This is a genomic window from Rhizobium sp. NLR16a (genome assembly GCF_017948245.1).
In the GTDB taxonomy this organism is placed as follows: Bacteria; Pseudomonadota; Alphaproteobacteria; order Rhizobiales; family Rhizobiaceae; genus Rhizobium.
In genome coordinates, this window is the sequence record NZ_CP072868.1 from 345517 (window position 1) to 361176 (window position 15660).

The following is a 15660-nucleotide window of genomic DNA, read 5'->3' on the forward strand; positions in this document are numbered from 1 at the left end:
CCTTTTCGGAAATCGACCCGGGTTGCGCGCTAACCGACTTTACGCATCAACTCTTGCGGCTCGACGCCCTCGAGCCAGCCGCCGGTAAAGCCGGCGCGCTCGAGCCCGAGGCGGATGACCGGCGATTGCCGCATCAGCTTCCAGATGAAATCGGAACGCGCGTTTTCGACGGTCATGACGACAAGACCCTGGTCGATGCCGACGGTGCGGTCGTCGACCCAGCCCTCCGGACGTTTTGTCTGTACGGTCGGATTGAAGCCGCCGGGGAAACCGCCTTCCAACAGCAGGTTCGGATAGGTGGTCAGCAGCGCCTTGGTGCCGTCGAGGGCTGCCTGCCGGTCGTAGGGCAGGCAGGCGAGTGCTGCCCATGGCGCGATCGTGCCGTCATCGGGCCCGAGCGGCGCGCCGCGCGCGGCATAACCCAGGACCTTCGGCTGCCGGCCGCCACGCATGCGCCGGGTCGGCGGTGGGCCGTCGCAGGCGGTAAAGCCCCAGACATTCCTGTTGTAGCCGACGAAACCGCCAGGATTGCGCTCGGCATAGTCGCGCTGCATGTTGATGACGATCTGGGTATTGCGGAAGTAGTCCCAGTTGCGCTCCATCATCGGTCTGTCCTGGATGCCGCGGAAATCGATCCAGGCATGCGAGAAGAGATGAATGAAAAGCGGTCCGGCATAGAGATACGGCTGGTCACCGAACGTCATCCAGGAATAGCTGGATGTGAAGGCGTCGTAGCTCGACTGCGGAACGGGATGCGTCGGCGAGGCGAGTGCCAGCGCATAAAGAATGATCGCCTCGTCGAAACCGTGATAGCGCCAGCGCAGGAAGCCCGACGAAGGCTTCCAGCCCATGGAAATCGTGTCGCCCTTGTTCAGCGCCCAGCGCCAGTCGACCCGTTCGTAGATGAAGGTTGCGAGTTCACGGATTTCCGTCTCTGTCTCGTCGTCTTCGCGATTGAAATATTGCGCTGCTGTCAGCACGCCGGCGATAAGCAGCGCGGTATCGATGGTCGAAAGCTCGCTGTTCCAGGCGCGATTTCCGCTATCCATCTGGAGAAAATGATAAAAGAAGCCGCGATGGCCGGTCGCATGGCGCTCTTCGCCCTGGCGCGCCTCGGCGAAGAAACGCAGCGTATTGACCGTGCGCTCGGCTGCTTCCTTGCGGCCGATCCAGCAACGCTCGACGGCAACCGGATAGGAGGAAAGGGCAAAACCGACGGCCGCGATGCTTGCCGGCACGCCGCCGATCGAGGTATCGGCCACCAGGCCATTTTCGGGATTGGAATATTTCAGGAAGTACTTGAATGCCGAATGCTGCAACCTGTCGATAAGGGCCGCATCAATGTCTTCAATCCGTTGCAGCATAGGCACCCACCCAACTGTTGCATCGCCCCATGCTTGAACATGGTCGTCATCTCCGGGCAAATCAAACCTTTTTGATTCGTAGGGATAAGAGAGCACAAACGGAGGTGATCGGTCGTTAACAATTATCGGTGAAATAATATCTAGCATAAGTCATATAAGCGGTGCAGCAAAAGCATCGCCGCGCACCGCACCGGCACAGTCTATCCCAGGCGACACTTGTTGCCAGCGGGCGCTGCGGGAAGCGGCCGCTATCGTCCGACCGCATAGGCCTGCATCAGGCGCGGGGTGGCTGCGGCGCGCATCAGCCCGTCGGCATCGCGTCGTGCGGCCGTCAGCCGGCCGATCGTCCAAGGATCGGTGATCGTCAGCTTGTGGCCCTTTCGGGCGAGCGCGGCGAGCACATCCGGACCGAAACTCTCTTCCGCTATCAGGCTGCCGGGTTCGCGGCTGCGCGGATAGAAGGAGCTCGGAAAATGAGCGGTATGAAAGAGCGGCTGATCGATCACCGCCTGCAGGTTCAGCTGGTGATGGATATGCCGCAGGAAGAAGGAAAGCTGCCATTGCTCCTGCTGGTCGCCGCCCGGCGTGCCGAAGGCAAGGGTCGGGCGGCCTTCATAGAGGCCGAGGGAAGGCGTCAGCGTCGTACGCGGCCGTTTTCCCGGAGCAAGCGATGTCGGCAAGCCTGGCTTCAGCCAGAACATCTGCGCGCGGGAATTGAGGCAGAAGCCGACGCCGGGCACGGTTGGCGAAGACTGCAGCCAGCCGCCGGACGGCGTGACGGAGACCATGTTGCCGTCACGGTCGATCACGTCGATATGCACGGTGTCGCCGCGCTTTTCGGACAGATGCGCCATGGTCGGCTCGTAGACGGCGCCGGTCTGCGAATCGGCGCCGAGCATCTTCATCGTCAGGTCATGCTGCGCTTCGAATCCCGGAAAGATGCCGGGGCGAAGATCCAAGGAGGCATCCGCACCGACGAGTTTGCGGCGTTCGGCAGCGTAGCTCTCCGACAGCAGATGCGCGACAGGGATCTCGGAAAAATTCGGGTCGCCGTAATAAACCTCGCGGTCGGCAAAGGCGAGTTTCATCGCCTCGACGACGGTATGAACGAAATCGGCGCCATCCGGTCTCAATGCGGCGAGGTCGAAGCCCTTCAGGATCGACAGGGTCTGCAGGAAGACAGGCCCCTGACCCCACGGACCTGTCTTGGCAATCGTCCAGCCGTGATAATCATAGGTCAGCGGCGCCTCGACCGTCGCCGACCAGTTCGCCATATCGTCTGCCGTCAGCACGCCCCTGTGGCGGCTTCCGCTCGCATCCATCACCTCGGCGGTCTTAATATACTCATCGATCTTCTCGGCGATGAAGCCGCGATAAAAGGCGTTGCGCGCCGCTTCCACCTGCGCCTCCCGCCCGCTTTTCGCCTCGGCCTCGGCAATGACGCGCTTCCAGGTCGCAGCAAGCACCGGATTGCGGAAGTTCGCATGCGCCTCGGGCACGCGGCCACCAGGCAGCCAGGTTTGGTAAGAGGTCGGCCATTCCTTCTCGAAGAAAGTCGCCAGCCCCTTAATGGTGGCCGAGACGCGCGGCAGCAGGGGATGGCCATGCTTCGCGTAGTAGATCGCCGGTTCCAGCACGTCGCGCACGCTCATCGTGCCGTAATCGCGCAGCATCAGCATCCAACCGTCGAAGGCGCCGGGAATGACCGTTGCGAGCAGGCCGTCGCCGGGGATCAGCGTCAGGCCTTCCGCAGTATAGTGCTCGATCGTGGCGCCGGCCGGTGCGGGGCCTTGCGCACAGATGACTTCGACCTTGTCCTTTTTCTTCGAATAGATCACCGCCGGCAGATCGCCGCCCGGCCCGCACAGATGCGGCTCGACGACCTGCAGCACGAAACCCGTCGCTATTGCGGCGTCGAATGCATTGCCGCCCTTTTCGAGAATGCTCATGCCGACAGCGGAGCCGATCCAGTGCGTCGAGGTGACGACGCCGAAGGTGCCGAGGATTTCGGGACGGGTCGTGAATGCGGTCATGTCAGCTGTCCTTTCTGGGGACCATGCCTAGGATCGGGCTAGCGCGCGCGTGCGGAACGGAAGACTTTCGGCTCGAAGGCAAATTCCTTGTCGAAGGGGTAGGTCGGATGCTGCTTGCGCAGCCGCGGCAGGCGCTCGACGAACTGATCGACCACGCCCTCCGACAGCGCCATCAGGTTCGGGTTGGCGATCGGCGCAAGTTCCGGCGAGAGATAGCCCGATTTGACGACGATGATCCTGGCGCCATGCGGGTCGAGGCCGAGCCGGGTGAAATCGGCGATATTGTGGTAGGGCCGCCGTTTGGCCGAGAGCACGAGATCGATGCCGCCGATCGAAACGACTGCCTGCCGATCGGCGGGGTCGCGGGTCTCATGCAGGAATTTGACGGTGAATCGGGCATTGACCGGCCTGCTGCCCTTGGAATCGAGCGAGGCGCCGACGCTCAAGACAAGCTGCGCACCGACACCTGCGGCATAACAGGCCTCGGTCGCCGCCTTGTCGGCGATGCCGGCAAAGACGACGCCGTCAGCACCCTTGGTGATCAACTCGGCCAGGACATCGGCCCGGTCGCCGACGCCACCGCCGGTCGGGTTGTCGCCGGATTCGGCGAGCACGACAGGCGCGGTCGGGCTGGCGATCGCTTTCGCGACGCATTCCTCGACGGAACCGGTCTCGCAGCCGAAGACGAAGTCTTCGCGGGCATCCCAATAGGCCTTGGCGAGCCTCCTTGCCTCACGCTCGAGCACGGCACGGTCGGTGCCGGTCATGATAGCGGCGGCCGTGGCGCGCGGTTCGTCGGCCCAGATATAACCGACCATCAGCGATGCGTCCCAGACGCCGGCAATGACATCGATCTCGGGCAGCCTGGCATAGAGGCTCTTTGCCGGCTCATCGACCGTGCTGGTGCGCTCGCCGGGCAGGACAACCGGGATCGGCGCCCAGAGAACGAACGGCCTGACGCCGGTTTTCAAGCTCTTGACCAGCATGGAGACCGAGCGGCGCATCGTCTCCTCGACATCGATATGCGGCGCCGTGCGATAGGTGGAGTAAATGTCGAGCGCGTCGATGATGCGCTGGGTGACGTTGCCGTGCAGGTCGTAGCTTGCCGAGACGGTGCATTCCTCGCCGACCAGTGCGCGGGCAGCACTGATCCAGTCGCCTTCGGCATCCTCCATGCCTTCGACATACATGGCGCCGTGCATGGCAAGATAGAGACCGTCAAGCGGCAGCAGCGGCTTCAGCCGCTCGAGAAATTCGCGCTTGAAGCCTTCATAGGTGGCGCGCGAAACCGGCCCGCCGGCAATGGCGCGGGCATGGATCGTCGGCAGGAACTCGGCATCATAATCCTTCAGAAAAGCGAAATAGGGCGATTCCAGCAGCCCCTCCCCCCGCAACACCCGAAAGTCCTTTTCCTCATTCAGAACGGGATTGTATGTGCTGCATTCGATATGGATGCCACCGACGGCAATGCGCATGGGAAACCTCGGTTGAAAGTGGGGGCGATCAGGACGGTATGGGTGGCGATGAGATCAAGGTGAAGACACAGGCGGTTTCTGCAGGTGTGCCGCCGTTATCCGGTGCTGATGATAGTTCGCAAAATAAACCGATCAACCGCACTACATGACAAAATCGACCCGGGTCGATCATGAGATAAGTGTTCGATGACTGCCCTTGGAAGGAACTGCGTCGGCGTGCGGGCAAGATCGCTCACCAGGCGCAAAGCGACCGCGACGTCGGCGTCAACAGTGCGACATCGATACTCCGCCAGCACCGGCTGTCCATCCATGGATAAATCTCCGCCGTCCAGATCGGATTCTGCCGCAGCCGCTGCTGGTAGGCGGCTGCACCGCTTTGATCCGCGTGCGCTTCAAACCAGACGAACACCGTTTCCCCCTCGCGAACCGGCAGGCGCGGGAAACCGTTCCTGCTTCGCTCGGTCATGAACACCGCCTCGATCCGCGCACCGGCCGCCAGCATGGCCGGCATCGCCCTGGCGCGGAAAAATTCCGAGAAATCTTCTCCCGTTCCGGGTGCGAGCGAGCAGATGTTCACGGCGATCAGCCCTTGTGCTTCCGCGCGCTCCGCCTCTTTCTGCCTCGGCAGGTTATGCGCAAATGGAAGCACACCGGCCGCCGGCTTCAGCAGCAGGACATTGTCCGAATTCAGCATCGTCGCGTTCGCGGCCGGTCCATGCTCCTTCCAGACGGGGCCCGAATAAAAGGATGCGAGCGCATCCGTTCTGGCCTCCATGTTCTTGAAGGAGCGCACCCACACAAAGCAATCGGGATCGCCGAGATCGCGAAACTCCCCGTCGACGCGGATGCCCAACGCCTCCTGGGGCTCAACGAACTCGCGATCAAACAGGCGAATCAACCTCTCTCTGCGCTCGGGAAGGAGCCGGTAGCGGCGAAGCTCGAATATGAGGTGAGGGTCCATGGTTTTCCTGACAGGTCGATCATCCTGTTTTATCACAGGACAATTGACCTGTTTTGTCAAGCTGCTAGAATGCACGCCGACTGAATTGAGACGCCATGATCGAAACCAAAAGAAACAATGATCCCGAGGGCGTGCGCCGCAGGATCATCGATGCCGCCTATGACGCCTTTGTCACGCAGGGTTATCTCGCAACCGGCATGCTGGAACTGCGCGAGCGGGCCTCCGTGTCCGGCGGCGCACTGGCGCATCATTTTCCTGCAAAGCGTGACCTCGGGCTTGCAGTCATCCGCGATCGCGTCGCTGCCGCCGTTCGGCAGACATGGATCGAACCGCTGCGCACATGCGCCGATGCGCCAACGGCCATAGACCTGATTTTTGAAGCCATCATCGGTGAACTGACACAAAAGGACCGGGTCTCCGGTTGCCCGCTGAATAATATGGCAATGGAAGTTTCCCAACACGACGCAGAGATGCGCGCACTTGTCAGCGCCGTGTTCGGAGACTGGCACAAAGCGCTCTTCGCCAAGTTTGCGGCAGATCTGGAGGAAAAGCGCGCCATCGGGCTCCATCCGCGGACAATCGCAACGCTTGTCATTGCCGCCTATTCCGGCGCCATGACGATGGCAAAGGCAAGCCAGGATGTCGGCCCGCTCCGCGACTGCCGCGCCGAATTGGCGACACTGCTGGCGGCGAACTACCGCCGGCCTTGACCGACAAATGGGATCGGGGAGAGTCGCGCCGATTTCGCCTGAAAAATCAGACCTGCGAAGCCGACATGGACAGAAAATGAGTGGCGGAGAGGGTGGGATTTGAACCCACGATACCCTTGCAGGTATGCCGCATTTCGAGTGCGGTGCATTCGACCACTCTGCCACCTCTCCGCGGTCTGGTCGGCGCTTGTTCGGCGCGGGCGTTCTCATAACGGGCATATGACAGGTTGGCAAGCCGAAATCTCAAGCTTTTCCATCCTTTTGCCTTGACACCTTTCTGTCACTCGCGTATCCCGCATCCGCAATAGGAGTGGAGTAGTCCGCCCCTTGCCCGCCTCGCGCTCGCGCGGGGTTTCACCGGCAGACCAGAGTTCCGGGCCAGTTCCCTGAAATCCCTGCTTAACTTCGACTGATAAAAAGACGGCCACCTGCTATTTGCGGGGAGCGCCGGAACGAACATGAAAGGATAAAAAATGTTCGCAGTCATCAAGACCGGCGGTAAGCAGTACCGTGTGGCAGCCAACGACGTGCTGACCATCGAGAAGCTTGAAGCATCCGCTGGCGACTCCATTGAATTCACCGAAGTCCTCGTGATCGGCGAAGGCGCCGACGCGGCGATCGGTGCGCCCTTCGTAGCCGGCGCCTCCGTCAAGGCGGAAGTCGTCGACCAGACCCGCGGCAAGAAGGTCATCGCCTTCAAGAAGCGCCGTCGTCAGAATTCGAAGCGTTCGCGCGGCCATCGTCAGCATCACACGGTCGTCCGTATCACGGACATCGTGGCTGCCAAGTAAGATCAACGGGTTTCAGGTTTAAAGGAGAACTCCAATGGCACATAAAAAAGCTGGCGGTTCCTCGCGCAACGGTCGCGATTCCGAATCCAAGCGCCTTGGCGTGAAGAAGTTCGGCGGCGAAGCCGTCATCGCAGGCAACATCATCGTGCGTCAGCGCGGTACGCAGTGGCATCCCGGTTCCAACGTCGGCCTCGGCAAGGATCACACGATCTTTGCACTTACCGCCGGCAATGTGGACTACCGAACGAAGGCCAACGGTCGCGTCTACGTGTCTGTCATGCCGAAAGCGGAAGCAGCGGAATAAGCCGGTAGCGCTCAAAAACAGCCGGCGTCTCATCGACCCGGCTGGCCGTACCAGGTTCAGTCCAGAAAACAGGGGAGATGGGGCGCCATCTCCCCTTTTTCTTTGTCCAAACAGGAGGACTGAACATGCAAGGCGAATTGATAAGGGTAGACCAATCACGGTCTTCCCCGGAAGACCAGCGGTCTTCCAAGGAACGGCTGAGGCCGGAGCGGTTAAGGACCGATTGCCCTGTCTTGTTATCGGAAAGGCTCGTCATGCGCGCGCCCCACGAAGAAGACATCGACGCCCTTGCCCATCTCGCCAATAACGCCAAAGTCGCCACCATGGTATCGCGTATGCCGCACCCCTATACCGCCAATGATGCCGCCGACTTTGTTTGGCGTTCGCGAAATGGCGAGATCGGCAAGTGCGTCTATGCGATCACCAAAGCCGAAAACGGCGCATTCATGGGATGCTGCGGCGTCGAACCGCATACCGACGGCAAGACCGTCGAGATCGGTTACTGGCTGGGTGAGCCCTATTGGAACCAGGGCTACACCACCGAGGCCTGCCACGCCCTCGTCGACATGGTGTTCAGAACCCGTCAGGACGTCGACCAGATCGACGCCCGCTGCCGGGTGATGAACGTCGCCTCGCGGCGTGTCATCCAGAAGTGCGGTTTCCAGTTCCAGGGTTCGGGGCTTGCTGCCTCGCTGGCGCTCGGCAGCAACGTGCCTGTGGAATGGTACAGGCTCGACCGCAAGACCTGGATGTCACTCCGAAGCTGGGGGAACATCGCATGAGCACGTCGGCACTGCAAAGGCCGGACACCAGGTCGATGATGCCCGGCCCCGCGCCGGTCATCCCGACCACTCGGCTGACGCTCCGCCCCCACCGGCTGAGCGATGCGCCCGCCATCGCGGAATCGCTCTCCGATTTCGCGGTGACGCGCATGCTTTCCCGCGTGCCCGCGCCGTTCGACCGGCAGGATGCGCTGGACTGGCTGATGCCGGTCACGTCAGGCACCCTGCCGGACTGGTCGCTCGCGATAACAGGCAAGGACGATGTCCATATCGGCACCGTCTCGATCGAGCTGCGCCACGGCCGCTGGCATCTCGGCTACTGGCTGAACCGCTACTACTGGCGGCGCGGCTATATGAGCGAGGCGGTGGCGGCGATCATCGAGCGCTTCTCGCGCCGCATGCCGGAGACGCCTGTCCATTCCGGTGTCTTCGCCGACAACCCCGCTTCGCTGCGGCTGCAGGAGAAGCTCGGGTTCCGCATGACGGGTTGCGGCGAAATCTATTGTTTCGCCCGCAACACCATGGTGTCGCACATCGAAACCGTGCTGCAGCCGGGCGCGCTGCAGCCGCGCAAGGTTGCGTAACCCGGCATTATGCCGAAAAGTGTGAGCGGTTTTCGGACAACATCATGCTCTCAGAAGTCGAAAAAGGAGGCGCCGCCGGCTCGGCGGCGTCTTCGTCAATCGCCGATCTCGACCCACACAGGAAAATGATCGGAGCCGAGGGATTGCGTATCGATCCGCGCGGATTTCAACCGGCCGCCCAGGCCGCAACTGACGAAGCAATAATCGAGATGCATGCGTTTGCCGTGATCTTCGGGATCCATCCAGCTGTAGCTCTCAGGCCCGTAAGCCTTGAGCGCCGCAAAGGCATCGACCGGCGTGCCGATCCTGGCGACACGGCCGTAATATCCGCCGCCGGCGCCGGCAAGCGCACAATATTCCGGCGATTCCGGCTCCATATTGAAATCGCCCATGATCATATAGTCCTCGGGCAGCGGCAGCTCCGGCAGATCAAGCTCGCCACCCCCCGTCAGCGATCCGCCCTCCTGGACGAATGCGTTGATGTGCACGTTCAAGAATTGCAGCTGGCGAATGCGCTCGTCGGCCGAGACATGGTCGAGATGGACGGAGTAGACGCGGATCGCGCCGCCCGGGATGGCGATCAGCGCCTCGGTTGCGCCGCGCTGCAGGTTGATCTTGGCGATGGTTCGGCTGCGCGGCAGAAGCAGAGTCCGCGTCGACAGGATCGGCCAGCGCGACAGCACCATATTGCCGAACTGAAAACGCGTGCCTCGTACCGGCTGCAGACCGCCTTCGCCCCCGTCGATATGGACGTCGCAGGCCGGCCCATACGCCCAGAAATGGTCGGGAAAGAAGGCTGCGATATCAGCCACCATGTCGGCAAAACCGTTGCGCCAGAAGCCGCGGGTCACCTCCTGCAGCGCGATGACATCGGCGCCTTCGAGGCTCCGGGCAATGCGCTTGAGATCGTATCGGCCGTCGAGACCGAAGCCGTACTGTATGTTATAGCTCACAAAATTCACGATAATCTTTGACCTCCGTCGGAACCGCCTATATCGAATGGGCCAAGACGGGCCGTCCAACTGCCACGGAATATTGGAAGTAAAATGAAATTTCTCGACGAAGCAAAGGTCTATATCCGATCCGGGGATGGTGGCGCGGGCAGCGTTTCCTTCCGGCGCGAGAAATTCATCGAGTTCGGCGGCCCCGATGGCGGTGACGGCGGACGCGGCGGCGACGTCTGGGTCGAGGCCGTCAACGGCCTCAACACGCTGATCGATTTCCGCTATCAGCAGCATTTCAAGGCGACCATCGGCACCCATGGCATGGGCCGCAACCGCACCGGCGCCAACGGCAGCGACGTGACGCTCAAGGTTCCCGTGGGAACCCAGATCTTCGAGGAAGACCGGGAAACGCTGATCTGCGACCTGACCGAGGAAGGCCAGCGCTACTGTCTCGCCCATGGCGGCAATGGCGGCTTCGGCAATGCCCATTTCAAAACCTCGGTCAATCAGGCGCCCGACTGGGCCAATCCCGGCCTGCCCGGCGAGGAAAAAACCCTCTGGCTGCGGCTGAAGCTGATCGCCGATGCCGGCCTTGTCGGCCTGCCCAATGCCGGCAAGTCGACCTTCCTGGCATCGGTTACCCGCGCCCGGCCGAAGATCGCCAACTATCCCTTCACTACCCTGCATCCGAATCTCGGCGTTGCCACGGTCGACGAGCGGGAGTTCATTCTTGCCGATATTCCGGGCCTGATCGAAGGCGCCCATGAAGGTGTCGGCATCGGCGACCGTTTTCTCGGCCACGTCGAGCGCACCCGCGTGCTGCTCCACCTCGTCTCCGCCCAGGAAGAAAAGGTCGGCAAGGCCTACAAGACGGTCAAACATGAACTCGAAGCCTATGGCAACGATCTGGCCGACAAGGCCGAGATCGTGGCGCTGTCGCAGATCGACGTGCTCAATGAGGCCGAACTGAAGAAGAAGACGAAGGAATTGGCCAAGGCCTGCGGCAAGACCCCCTTCCAGATCTCGGCTGTGACAGGCAGGGGCATGACCGAGGTTCTGCGTGCACTGCGCGACATCATCGTCGAGAATAATACCGAGGAGAAACCGGCCAAGGCGCCGAAACTCCGGCATCGCGACATGGTCGTCGGAGAAGAGGGCAAGGACGAGGATGGGGTCGATGACCAGCCGTAAGCCGCTCGGCCGCTACCGCCGCATCGTCATCAAAATCGGTTCTGCCCTGCTGGTCGATCGCAAGGCCGGGCTGAAGAAGGCGTGGCTGGATGCCATGTGCGCCGATATATCTGGCCTGAAGGCCAAGGGTATCGACGTGCTCGTCGTGTCATCAGGGGCCATCGCGCTCGGCCGCTCGGTGCTCGACCTGCCCTCGGGCGCGCTGAAGCTGGAAGAAAGCCAGGCCGCCGCCGCCGTCGGCCAGATCGCACTGGCGCGCGCCTGGTCGGAGAGCCTGTCGCGCGACGAGATCGTTGCCGGCCAGATCCTGCTGACGCTCGGCGATACCGAGGAACGCCGCCGCTATCTCAATGCGCGCGCCACCATCAATCAGTTGCTGAAGATCGGCGCCGTGCCGATCATCAACGAAAACGACACGGTCGCGACCAGCGAAATCCGCTATGGAGACAACGACCGGCTGGCCGCCCGCGTGGCGACGATGACCGGCGCCGACCTGCTCATCCTACTCTCCGATATTGACGGCCTCTACACCGCCCCGCCGCATCTCGATCCGAATGCGAGTTTCCTGGAGACGATTGCCGAAATCACCCCGGAGATCGAGGCGATGGCCGGCGGCGCCGCCTCCGAGCTATCGCGCGGCGGCATGCGCACCAAGATCGATGCCGGCAAGATCGCCACCACCTCGGGCTGCGCCATGATCATCGCCTCGGGCAAGACCGACAGCCCGCTGTCGGCGATCGAAAACGGCGCGCGCTCCTCCTGGTTCGCCCCCTCCGGAACGCCCGTCACCGCCCGCAAGACCTGGATCGCCGGACAATTGCAGCCGGCAGGCGAACTGCATGTCGATGAGGGCGCCGTCACGGCGCTCGGCGCCGGCAAGAGCCTGCTTCCCGCCGGCGTGCGCAGCGTTTCCGGCCTCTTCAGCCGCGGCGACACCGTGGCGATCATCGGCCCTTCAGGCCGCGAGATCGCCCGCGGCCTGGCAAGCTACGATGCCGAGGACGCCCGCCGCATTGCCGGCCGCAAATCGGCGGAGATCGAAGCCATCCTCGGTTATGCCGGACGGGCTGCCATGGTCCATCGCGACGATATGGTGATGACCGCGCAGATCCGGTCGAGATCGGAAAGGCAGAAGAAGGACGCGAGCTATGCTTGATACCGTTGCGCCGGGCCCTGACATTGACGTGCTGATGAATGACATCGGCCGCAAGGCGAAGGCTGCCGCGCGACCGTTGGGCTTTGCCTCCGCCGAGGCGAAGAACAAGGCCCTGAACGCCATGGCCGACGCGATCCTGGCGAACAAGGCGCATATCCTGGCCGGAAACGCCAAGGACCTGAAGGACATCGAAGGCAGCGAAACGCTTGCCTCCTTCGTCGACCGGCTGACGCTGAACGACAAGCGCATTGCCGAGATGGCCGAGGGAATCCGTGCGATCGCCGCCCTTGCCGATCCGGTCGGAGAAGTCATCGCGGCCTGGGACAGACCGAACGGCCTGAAGATCGAACGTGTCCGCACGCCGCTCGGCGTCATTGGCGTGATCTTCGAAAGCCGGCCGAACGTTACCGCCGATGCCGGGGCGCTCTGCCTGAAGGCGGGCAATGCGGTCATCCTGCGCTGCGGCTCGGATTCGCGCCGTTCATCGCAGGCTATACACGCCTGCATGGTCGAGGGCCTGAAGGCGGCGGGACTTCCGGAGCATGCGATCCAGCTCGTTCCGGTCACCGACCGCGCCGCCGTCGGCGCCATGCTGCGCGGCCTGGATGGGGCAATCGACGTCATCGTGCCGCGTGGCGGCAAGAGCCTGGTGGCCCGTGTCCAGAACGAGGCCCGGGTGCCGGTGTTCGCGCATCTCGAAGGCCTGTGCCACATCTATGTCGATGGCTCGGCCGATCTCGAGATGGCGAAGAAGATCGTCGTCAACGCCAAGATGCGCCGTACCGGCATCTGCGGGGCGGCCGAGACGCTGCTCGTTGATGCTGCAGCGGTCGGCACGCATCTGACGCCACTGCTTGAGGTGCTGACTGACGTCGGCTGCGAGATCCGCGCTTCGGCGGCGGTGCTGAAGGTTGCGCCCGGCCTCAAGCCCGCGACGGAGGAGGACTGGTCGACCGAATATCTCGACGCGATCATCTCAGTCGCTGTGGTCGACGGCATATCGGGGGCGATCGCCCATATCCAGAAATATTCCTCGAACCATACCGAGGCCGTCATCGCCGAAGACCCCGGCGTGGTCGAGCGTTTCTTCACCGAAGTCGATTCGGCGATCCTGCTGCACAATGCCTCGACCCAGTTCGCCGACGGCGGCGAGTTCGGCATGGGCGCGGAAATCGGCATCGCCACCGGCAAGATGCATGCCCGTGGCCCCGTCGGCGTCGAACAACTGACCTCCTTCAAATACCGGGTGCGCGGTGCCGGCCAGACCCGACCCTGACGTGACGACGGATAAGCTGGACCGACGTTATCTCCGCATGCCGCACAGCGAGCGCGGCATGGTCGTCGGCCTGTTCGGCGGGTCGTTCAATCCGCCGCATGAGGGCCATGCACTTGTCGCCGAAATCGCCATCAAGCGGCTCGGTCTCGACCAGCTCTGGTGGATGGTGACCCCCGGCAACCCGCTGAAAAGCCGCAATCTTCTTGCGCCGCTTGCCGAGCGCATTGCCGAAAGCGAGCGTGTCGCCGCCGATCCGCGCATCAAGGTCACGGCTTTCGAGCAGGCGCTCGGCGTCAGCTACACCGCCAATACGCTGGCCCGCGTCAAGGCTCGCAATCCCCATGTGCATTTCATCTGGATCATGGGCGCCGATAGCCTGCAGACATTTCACAAATGGCAGAAATGGCAGGAGATCGCCCGCACCTTCCCGATCGCGGTGATCGACCGGCCGGGGGCGACGCTCTCCTACCTCTCTTCGAAAATGACGCGGACCTTCGATTTCGCCCGCATCGACGAAGACGACGCACGTGTTCTCTGGAAGAAGCGGGCGCCAGCCTGGACCTTCATCCACGGGCCACGCTCCGGCCTGAGCTCGACGGCAATCCGCAACGGCGCTTTGCCGGTCCCGGTCGGTAGCTGAATTTCAGAAAAATCCCGGAAACGAGAAAGCCCGACGGGGGAGGAGATCCGTCGGGCTTATAAACTCGACCGACAACTTGGGAGGAGGAGTGTTGCCGATCCTGTCGAACGGCTATGGGAGGAGGAGAAAGCCGTTTCGATGGGTGTGTTGTACCATATTCAGCCGGTAGGTGAATATCATTTTGTGCAATGCAGCAATGCGACCGATGCAACACTGCGGGTAACGAAAGCTGCCGCTTTAATCGGCAAGCCCTGCAGTACAGCCGCTTTGCCCTGCGGTTACTCTGTCTGACCGATCGCCATTCGCCGTTGATTGCAGCCTGCGGACGTCTTGTTCTCAGAAAGCCATGCACCTCCTGAATAGGTAAGGCCGATTGGCAGTCGATACGGTTATGTTTTTCTGAATATATCCCTAGCCAGACAGTGAGCATCGTTATATTCGTCGAAATATTTCGAATCCTGGGGAGTGAAAGCATGCGGAACCGCCGCCAATGGACGAAACTGGCAACCGCCGCGATCGCGGCTCTTTGGTTCGGCGCGGCAGCACTGCCGGCGCCCGCCGCAGCCGCTGAAAAACTGACCGTCTTTGCCGCGGCGAGTTTGAAGAACGCGCTCGACGCCGCCAATGCCGCCTGGACCAGTGAGAGCGGCAAAGAAGCCGTCGCCTCCTATGCGGCGAGCGGGGCACTTGCCAAGCAGATCGAAAACGCCGCCCCGGCCGATATCTTCATTTCGGCGGATCGCGATTGGATGGATTATCTCGCGGAGAGGAAGCTGATCAAAGCCGACAGCCGTTCGGACCTGCTCGGAAACCGGCTCGTGCTCGTGGCCGAAAAGGACAAGGCAAAGCCGGTCGAGATCAAACAGGGTTTCGATCTCGCCGCTTTGCTCGGTGACGGCAGGCTTGCCATGGGTGAGCCGAAATCGGTCCCAGCAGGCAAATACGGCATGGCCGCGCTGGAAAAACTCGGTGTCTGGGCATCGGTCGAATCCAAGGTCGCCGGCGCCGAAAGCGTGCGCGCCGCCCTCGCCCTCGTCTCCCGCGGCGAAGCGCCTTACGGCATCGTCTACCAGACCGACGCGGCCGCCGATAAGGGTGTCGCGATCGTCGGCACCTTCCCGGCCGACTCCCACCCGCCGATCATCTATCCGGTCGCAATTCTTGCCGAGAGCAAGAACCCGGATGCAGCGGCCTATCTCGACTTCCTGGAGTCGGACAAGGCAGCCGCTTTCCTCACGGCGCAGGGTTTCACTATTCTGAAATAGTCGGCCAACTAATGTTTCGTCATGCTCGGGCTTGTCCCGAGCATCTGCAATCGGTTGATGTACAGCAGGTTAGGCACCAAGCCGCGGCTGCCCCTCACCCTAACCCTCTCCCCGTAAACGGGGCGAGGGGACGTGCCATGCGAGAGGCCGGCGAGGAACGGAGAGGTTGCGGCCATTCCCCTTC

General features: G+C 62.1%; 15 protein-coding genes and 1 tRNA gene. 10 read left to right on the plus strand and 6 right to left on the minus strand.

The genetic code is table 11. The features are described 5' to 3' along the window. Nucleotides 1–29: 29 nt before the first annotated feature. The 4 genes from J7U39_RS26360 to J7U39_RS26375 form a co-directional block, all read right to left on the minus strand. Nucleotides 30–1364 (minus strand): glucoamylase family protein, encoded by a 1335-nt coding sequence (locus tag J7U39_RS26360; protein ID WP_210632734.1) that lies wholly within the window; start codon nt 1362–1364, stop codon nt 30–32. A 248-nt stretch (nt 1365–1612) separates the two neighbouring features. Beyond that, nucleotides 1613–3397 carry a gamma-glutamyltransferase family protein gene (locus J7U39_RS26365; RefSeq protein ID WP_210632735.1) on the minus strand — a complete coding sequence of 595 codons (1785 nt, stop codon included), beginning with the start codon at nt 3395–3397 and terminating at the stop codon, nt 1613–1615. A 38-nt stretch (nt 3398–3435) separates the two neighbouring features. Beyond that, nucleotides 3436–4872: a M81 family metallopeptidase gene (locus tag J7U39_RS26370; RefSeq protein ID WP_210632736.1), complete on the minus strand. Its 1437-nt coding sequence runs from the start codon at nt 4870–4872 to the stop codon at nt 3436–3438. A 232-nt stretch (nt 4873–5104) separates the two neighbouring features. Next, nucleotides 5105–5833, minus strand: a complete 729-nt coding sequence (locus tag J7U39_RS26375) for an NIPSNAP family protein (RefSeq protein ID WP_210632737.1) — start codon at nt 5831–5833, stop codon at nt 5105–5107. A gap of 95 nt (nt 5834–5928) precedes the next feature. Between J7U39_RS26375 and J7U39_RS26380 the strand changes: the two genes are divergently transcribed. After that, nucleotides 5929–6543 (plus strand): TetR/AcrR family transcriptional regulator, encoded by a 615-nt coding sequence (locus tag J7U39_RS26380; RefSeq protein WP_210632738.1) that lies wholly within the window; start codon nt 5929–5931, stop codon nt 6541–6543. Nucleotides 6544–6624: 81 nt separating this feature from the next. Here J7U39_RS26380 and J7U39_RS26385 read toward each other — a convergent pair. Continuing rightward, a tRNA-Ser gene (locus J7U39_RS26385) sits at nt 6625–6714 on the minus strand. Between the two features lie 302 nt (nt 6715–7016). Here J7U39_RS26385 and rplU point away from each other — a divergent pair. The 4 genes from rplU to J7U39_RS26405 all read left to right on the plus strand — a co-directional run bounded on the left by rplU (nt 7017) and on the right by J7U39_RS26405 (nt 9004). Beyond that, complete coding sequence (gene rplU / locus J7U39_RS26390) at nt 7017–7334, plus strand: 50S ribosomal protein L21 (RefSeq protein WP_007824851.1); 318 nt, start codon at nt 7017–7019, stop codon at nt 7332–7334. Between the two features lie 34 nt (nt 7335–7368). Next, entirely contained in the window at nt 7369–7638 is a 270-nt protein-coding gene (gene rpmA, locus J7U39_RS26395; protein ID WP_004676172.1) for a 50S ribosomal protein L27, read from the plus strand. A 125-nt stretch (nt 7639–7763) separates the two neighbouring features. Then, nucleotides 7764–8420: a GNAT family protein gene (locus tag J7U39_RS26400; RefSeq protein WP_210632739.1), complete on the plus strand. Its 657-nt coding sequence runs from the start codon at nt 7764–7766 to the stop codon at nt 8418–8420. Further along, nucleotides 8417–9004 carry a GNAT family N-acetyltransferase gene (locus tag J7U39_RS26405; protein ID WP_210632740.1) on the plus strand — a complete coding sequence of 196 codons (588 nt, stop codon included), beginning with the start codon at nt 8417–8419 and terminating at the stop codon, nt 9002–9004. Before J7U39_RS26400 ends, J7U39_RS26405 begins: the two co-directional genes overlap by 4 nt. 95 nt (nt 9005–9099) lie before the next feature. On the opposite strand, the gene J7U39_RS26410 is transcribed toward J7U39_RS26405, so the two are convergent. Continuing rightward, entirely contained in the window at nt 9100–9966 is an 867-nt protein-coding gene (locus J7U39_RS26410) for an endonuclease/exonuclease/phosphatase family protein (protein ID WP_210632741.1), read from the minus strand. Nucleotides 9967–10050: 84 nt separating this feature from the next. Here J7U39_RS26410 and obgE point away from each other — a divergent pair, with 84 nt between their 5' ends. The 5 genes from obgE (at nt 10051) to modA (ending at nt 15476) form a co-directional block, all read left to right on the plus strand. Then, on the plus strand, nt 10051–11139 hold the full coding sequence (gene obgE / locus J7U39_RS26415) for a GTPase ObgE (RefSeq protein ID WP_210632742.1): 1089 nt from the start codon (nt 10051–10053) through the stop codon (nt 11137–11139). Next, nucleotides 11126–12295, plus strand: coding sequence for a glutamate 5-kinase (gene proB / locus J7U39_RS26420; RefSeq protein WP_210632743.1), 1170 nt, complete (start codon nt 11126–11128; stop codon nt 12293–12295). Before obgE ends, proB begins: the two co-directional genes overlap by 14 nt. Beyond that, nucleotides 12288–13571 carry a glutamate-5-semialdehyde dehydrogenase gene (locus tag J7U39_RS26425; RefSeq protein WP_210632744.1) on the plus strand — a complete coding sequence of 428 codons (1284 nt, stop codon included), beginning with the start codon at nt 12288–12290 and terminating at the stop codon, nt 13569–13571. Before proB ends, J7U39_RS26425 begins: the two co-directional genes overlap by 8 nt. A gap of 37 nt (nt 13572–13608) precedes the next feature. Continuing rightward, the gene (locus J7U39_RS26430; protein ID WP_247241796.1) at nt 13609–14211 is read left to right on the plus strand and encodes a nicotinate-nucleotide adenylyltransferase; all 603 of its coding nucleotides are present in this window, start codon (nt 13609–13611) and stop codon (nt 14209–14211) included. A 473-nt stretch (nt 14212–14684) separates the two neighbouring features. Next, nucleotides 14685–15476 carry a molybdate ABC transporter substrate-binding protein gene (modA, locus tag J7U39_RS26435; RefSeq protein WP_210632746.1) on the plus strand — a complete coding sequence of 264 codons (792 nt, stop codon included), beginning with the start codon at nt 14685–14687 and terminating at the stop codon, nt 15474–15476. The last annotated feature ends 184 nt before the right edge of the window (nt 15477–15660 follow it).

What these genes read in the sequence shown, in the direction of transcription:
- J7U39_RS26360 (WP_210632734.1), bottom strand. Translation starts at nt 1,364, where the DNA reads ATGCTGCAACGGATTGAAGACATTGATGCGGCCCTTATCGACAGGTTG.
- J7U39_RS26365 (WP_210632735.1), bottom strand. Translation starts at nt 3,397, where the DNA reads ATGACCGCATTCACGACCCGTCCCGAAATCCTCGGCACCTTCGGCGTC.
- J7U39_RS26370 (WP_210632736.1), bottom strand. Translation starts at nt 4,872, where the DNA reads ATGCGCATTGCCGTCGGTGGCATCCATATCGAATGCAGCACATACAAT.
- J7U39_RS26375 (WP_210632737.1), bottom strand. Translation starts at nt 5,833, where the DNA reads ATGGACCCTCACCTCATATTCGAGCTTCGCCGCTACCGGCTCCTTCCC.
- J7U39_RS26380 (WP_210632738.1), top strand. Translation starts at nt 5,929, where the DNA reads ATGATCGAAACCAAAAGAAACAATGATCCCGAGGGCGTGCGCCGCAGG.
- rplU (WP_007824851.1), top strand. Translation starts at nt 7,017, where the DNA reads ATGTTCGCAGTCATCAAGACCGGCGGTAAGCAGTACCGTGTGGCAGCC.
- rpmA (WP_004676172.1), top strand. Translation starts at nt 7,369, where the DNA reads ATGGCACATAAAAAAGCTGGCGGTTCCTCGCGCAACGGTCGCGATTCC.
- J7U39_RS26400 (WP_210632739.1), top strand. Translation starts at nt 7,764, where the DNA reads ATGCAAGGCGAATTGATAAGGGTAGACCAATCACGGTCTTCCCCGGAA.
- J7U39_RS26405 (WP_210632740.1), top strand. Translation starts at nt 8,417, where the DNA reads ATGAGCACGTCGGCACTGCAAAGGCCGGACACCAGGTCGATGATGCCC.
- obgE (WP_210632742.1), top strand. Translation starts at nt 10,051, where the DNA reads ATGAAATTTCTCGACGAAGCAAAGGTCTATATCCGATCCGGGGATGGT.
- proB (WP_210632743.1), top strand. Translation starts at nt 11,126, where the DNA reads ATGACCAGCCGTAAGCCGCTCGGCCGCTACCGCCGCATCGTCATCAAA.
- J7U39_RS26425 (WP_210632744.1), top strand. Translation starts at nt 12,288, where the DNA reads ATGCTTGATACCGTTGCGCCGGGCCCTGACATTGACGTGCTGATGAAT.
- J7U39_RS26430 (WP_247241796.1), top strand. Translation starts at nt 13,609, where the DNA reads ATGCCGCACAGCGAGCGCGGCATGGTCGTCGGCCTGTTCGGCGGGTCG.
- modA (WP_210632746.1), top strand. Translation starts at nt 14,685, where the DNA reads ATGCGGAACCGCCGCCAATGGACGAAACTGGCAACCGCCGCGATCGCG.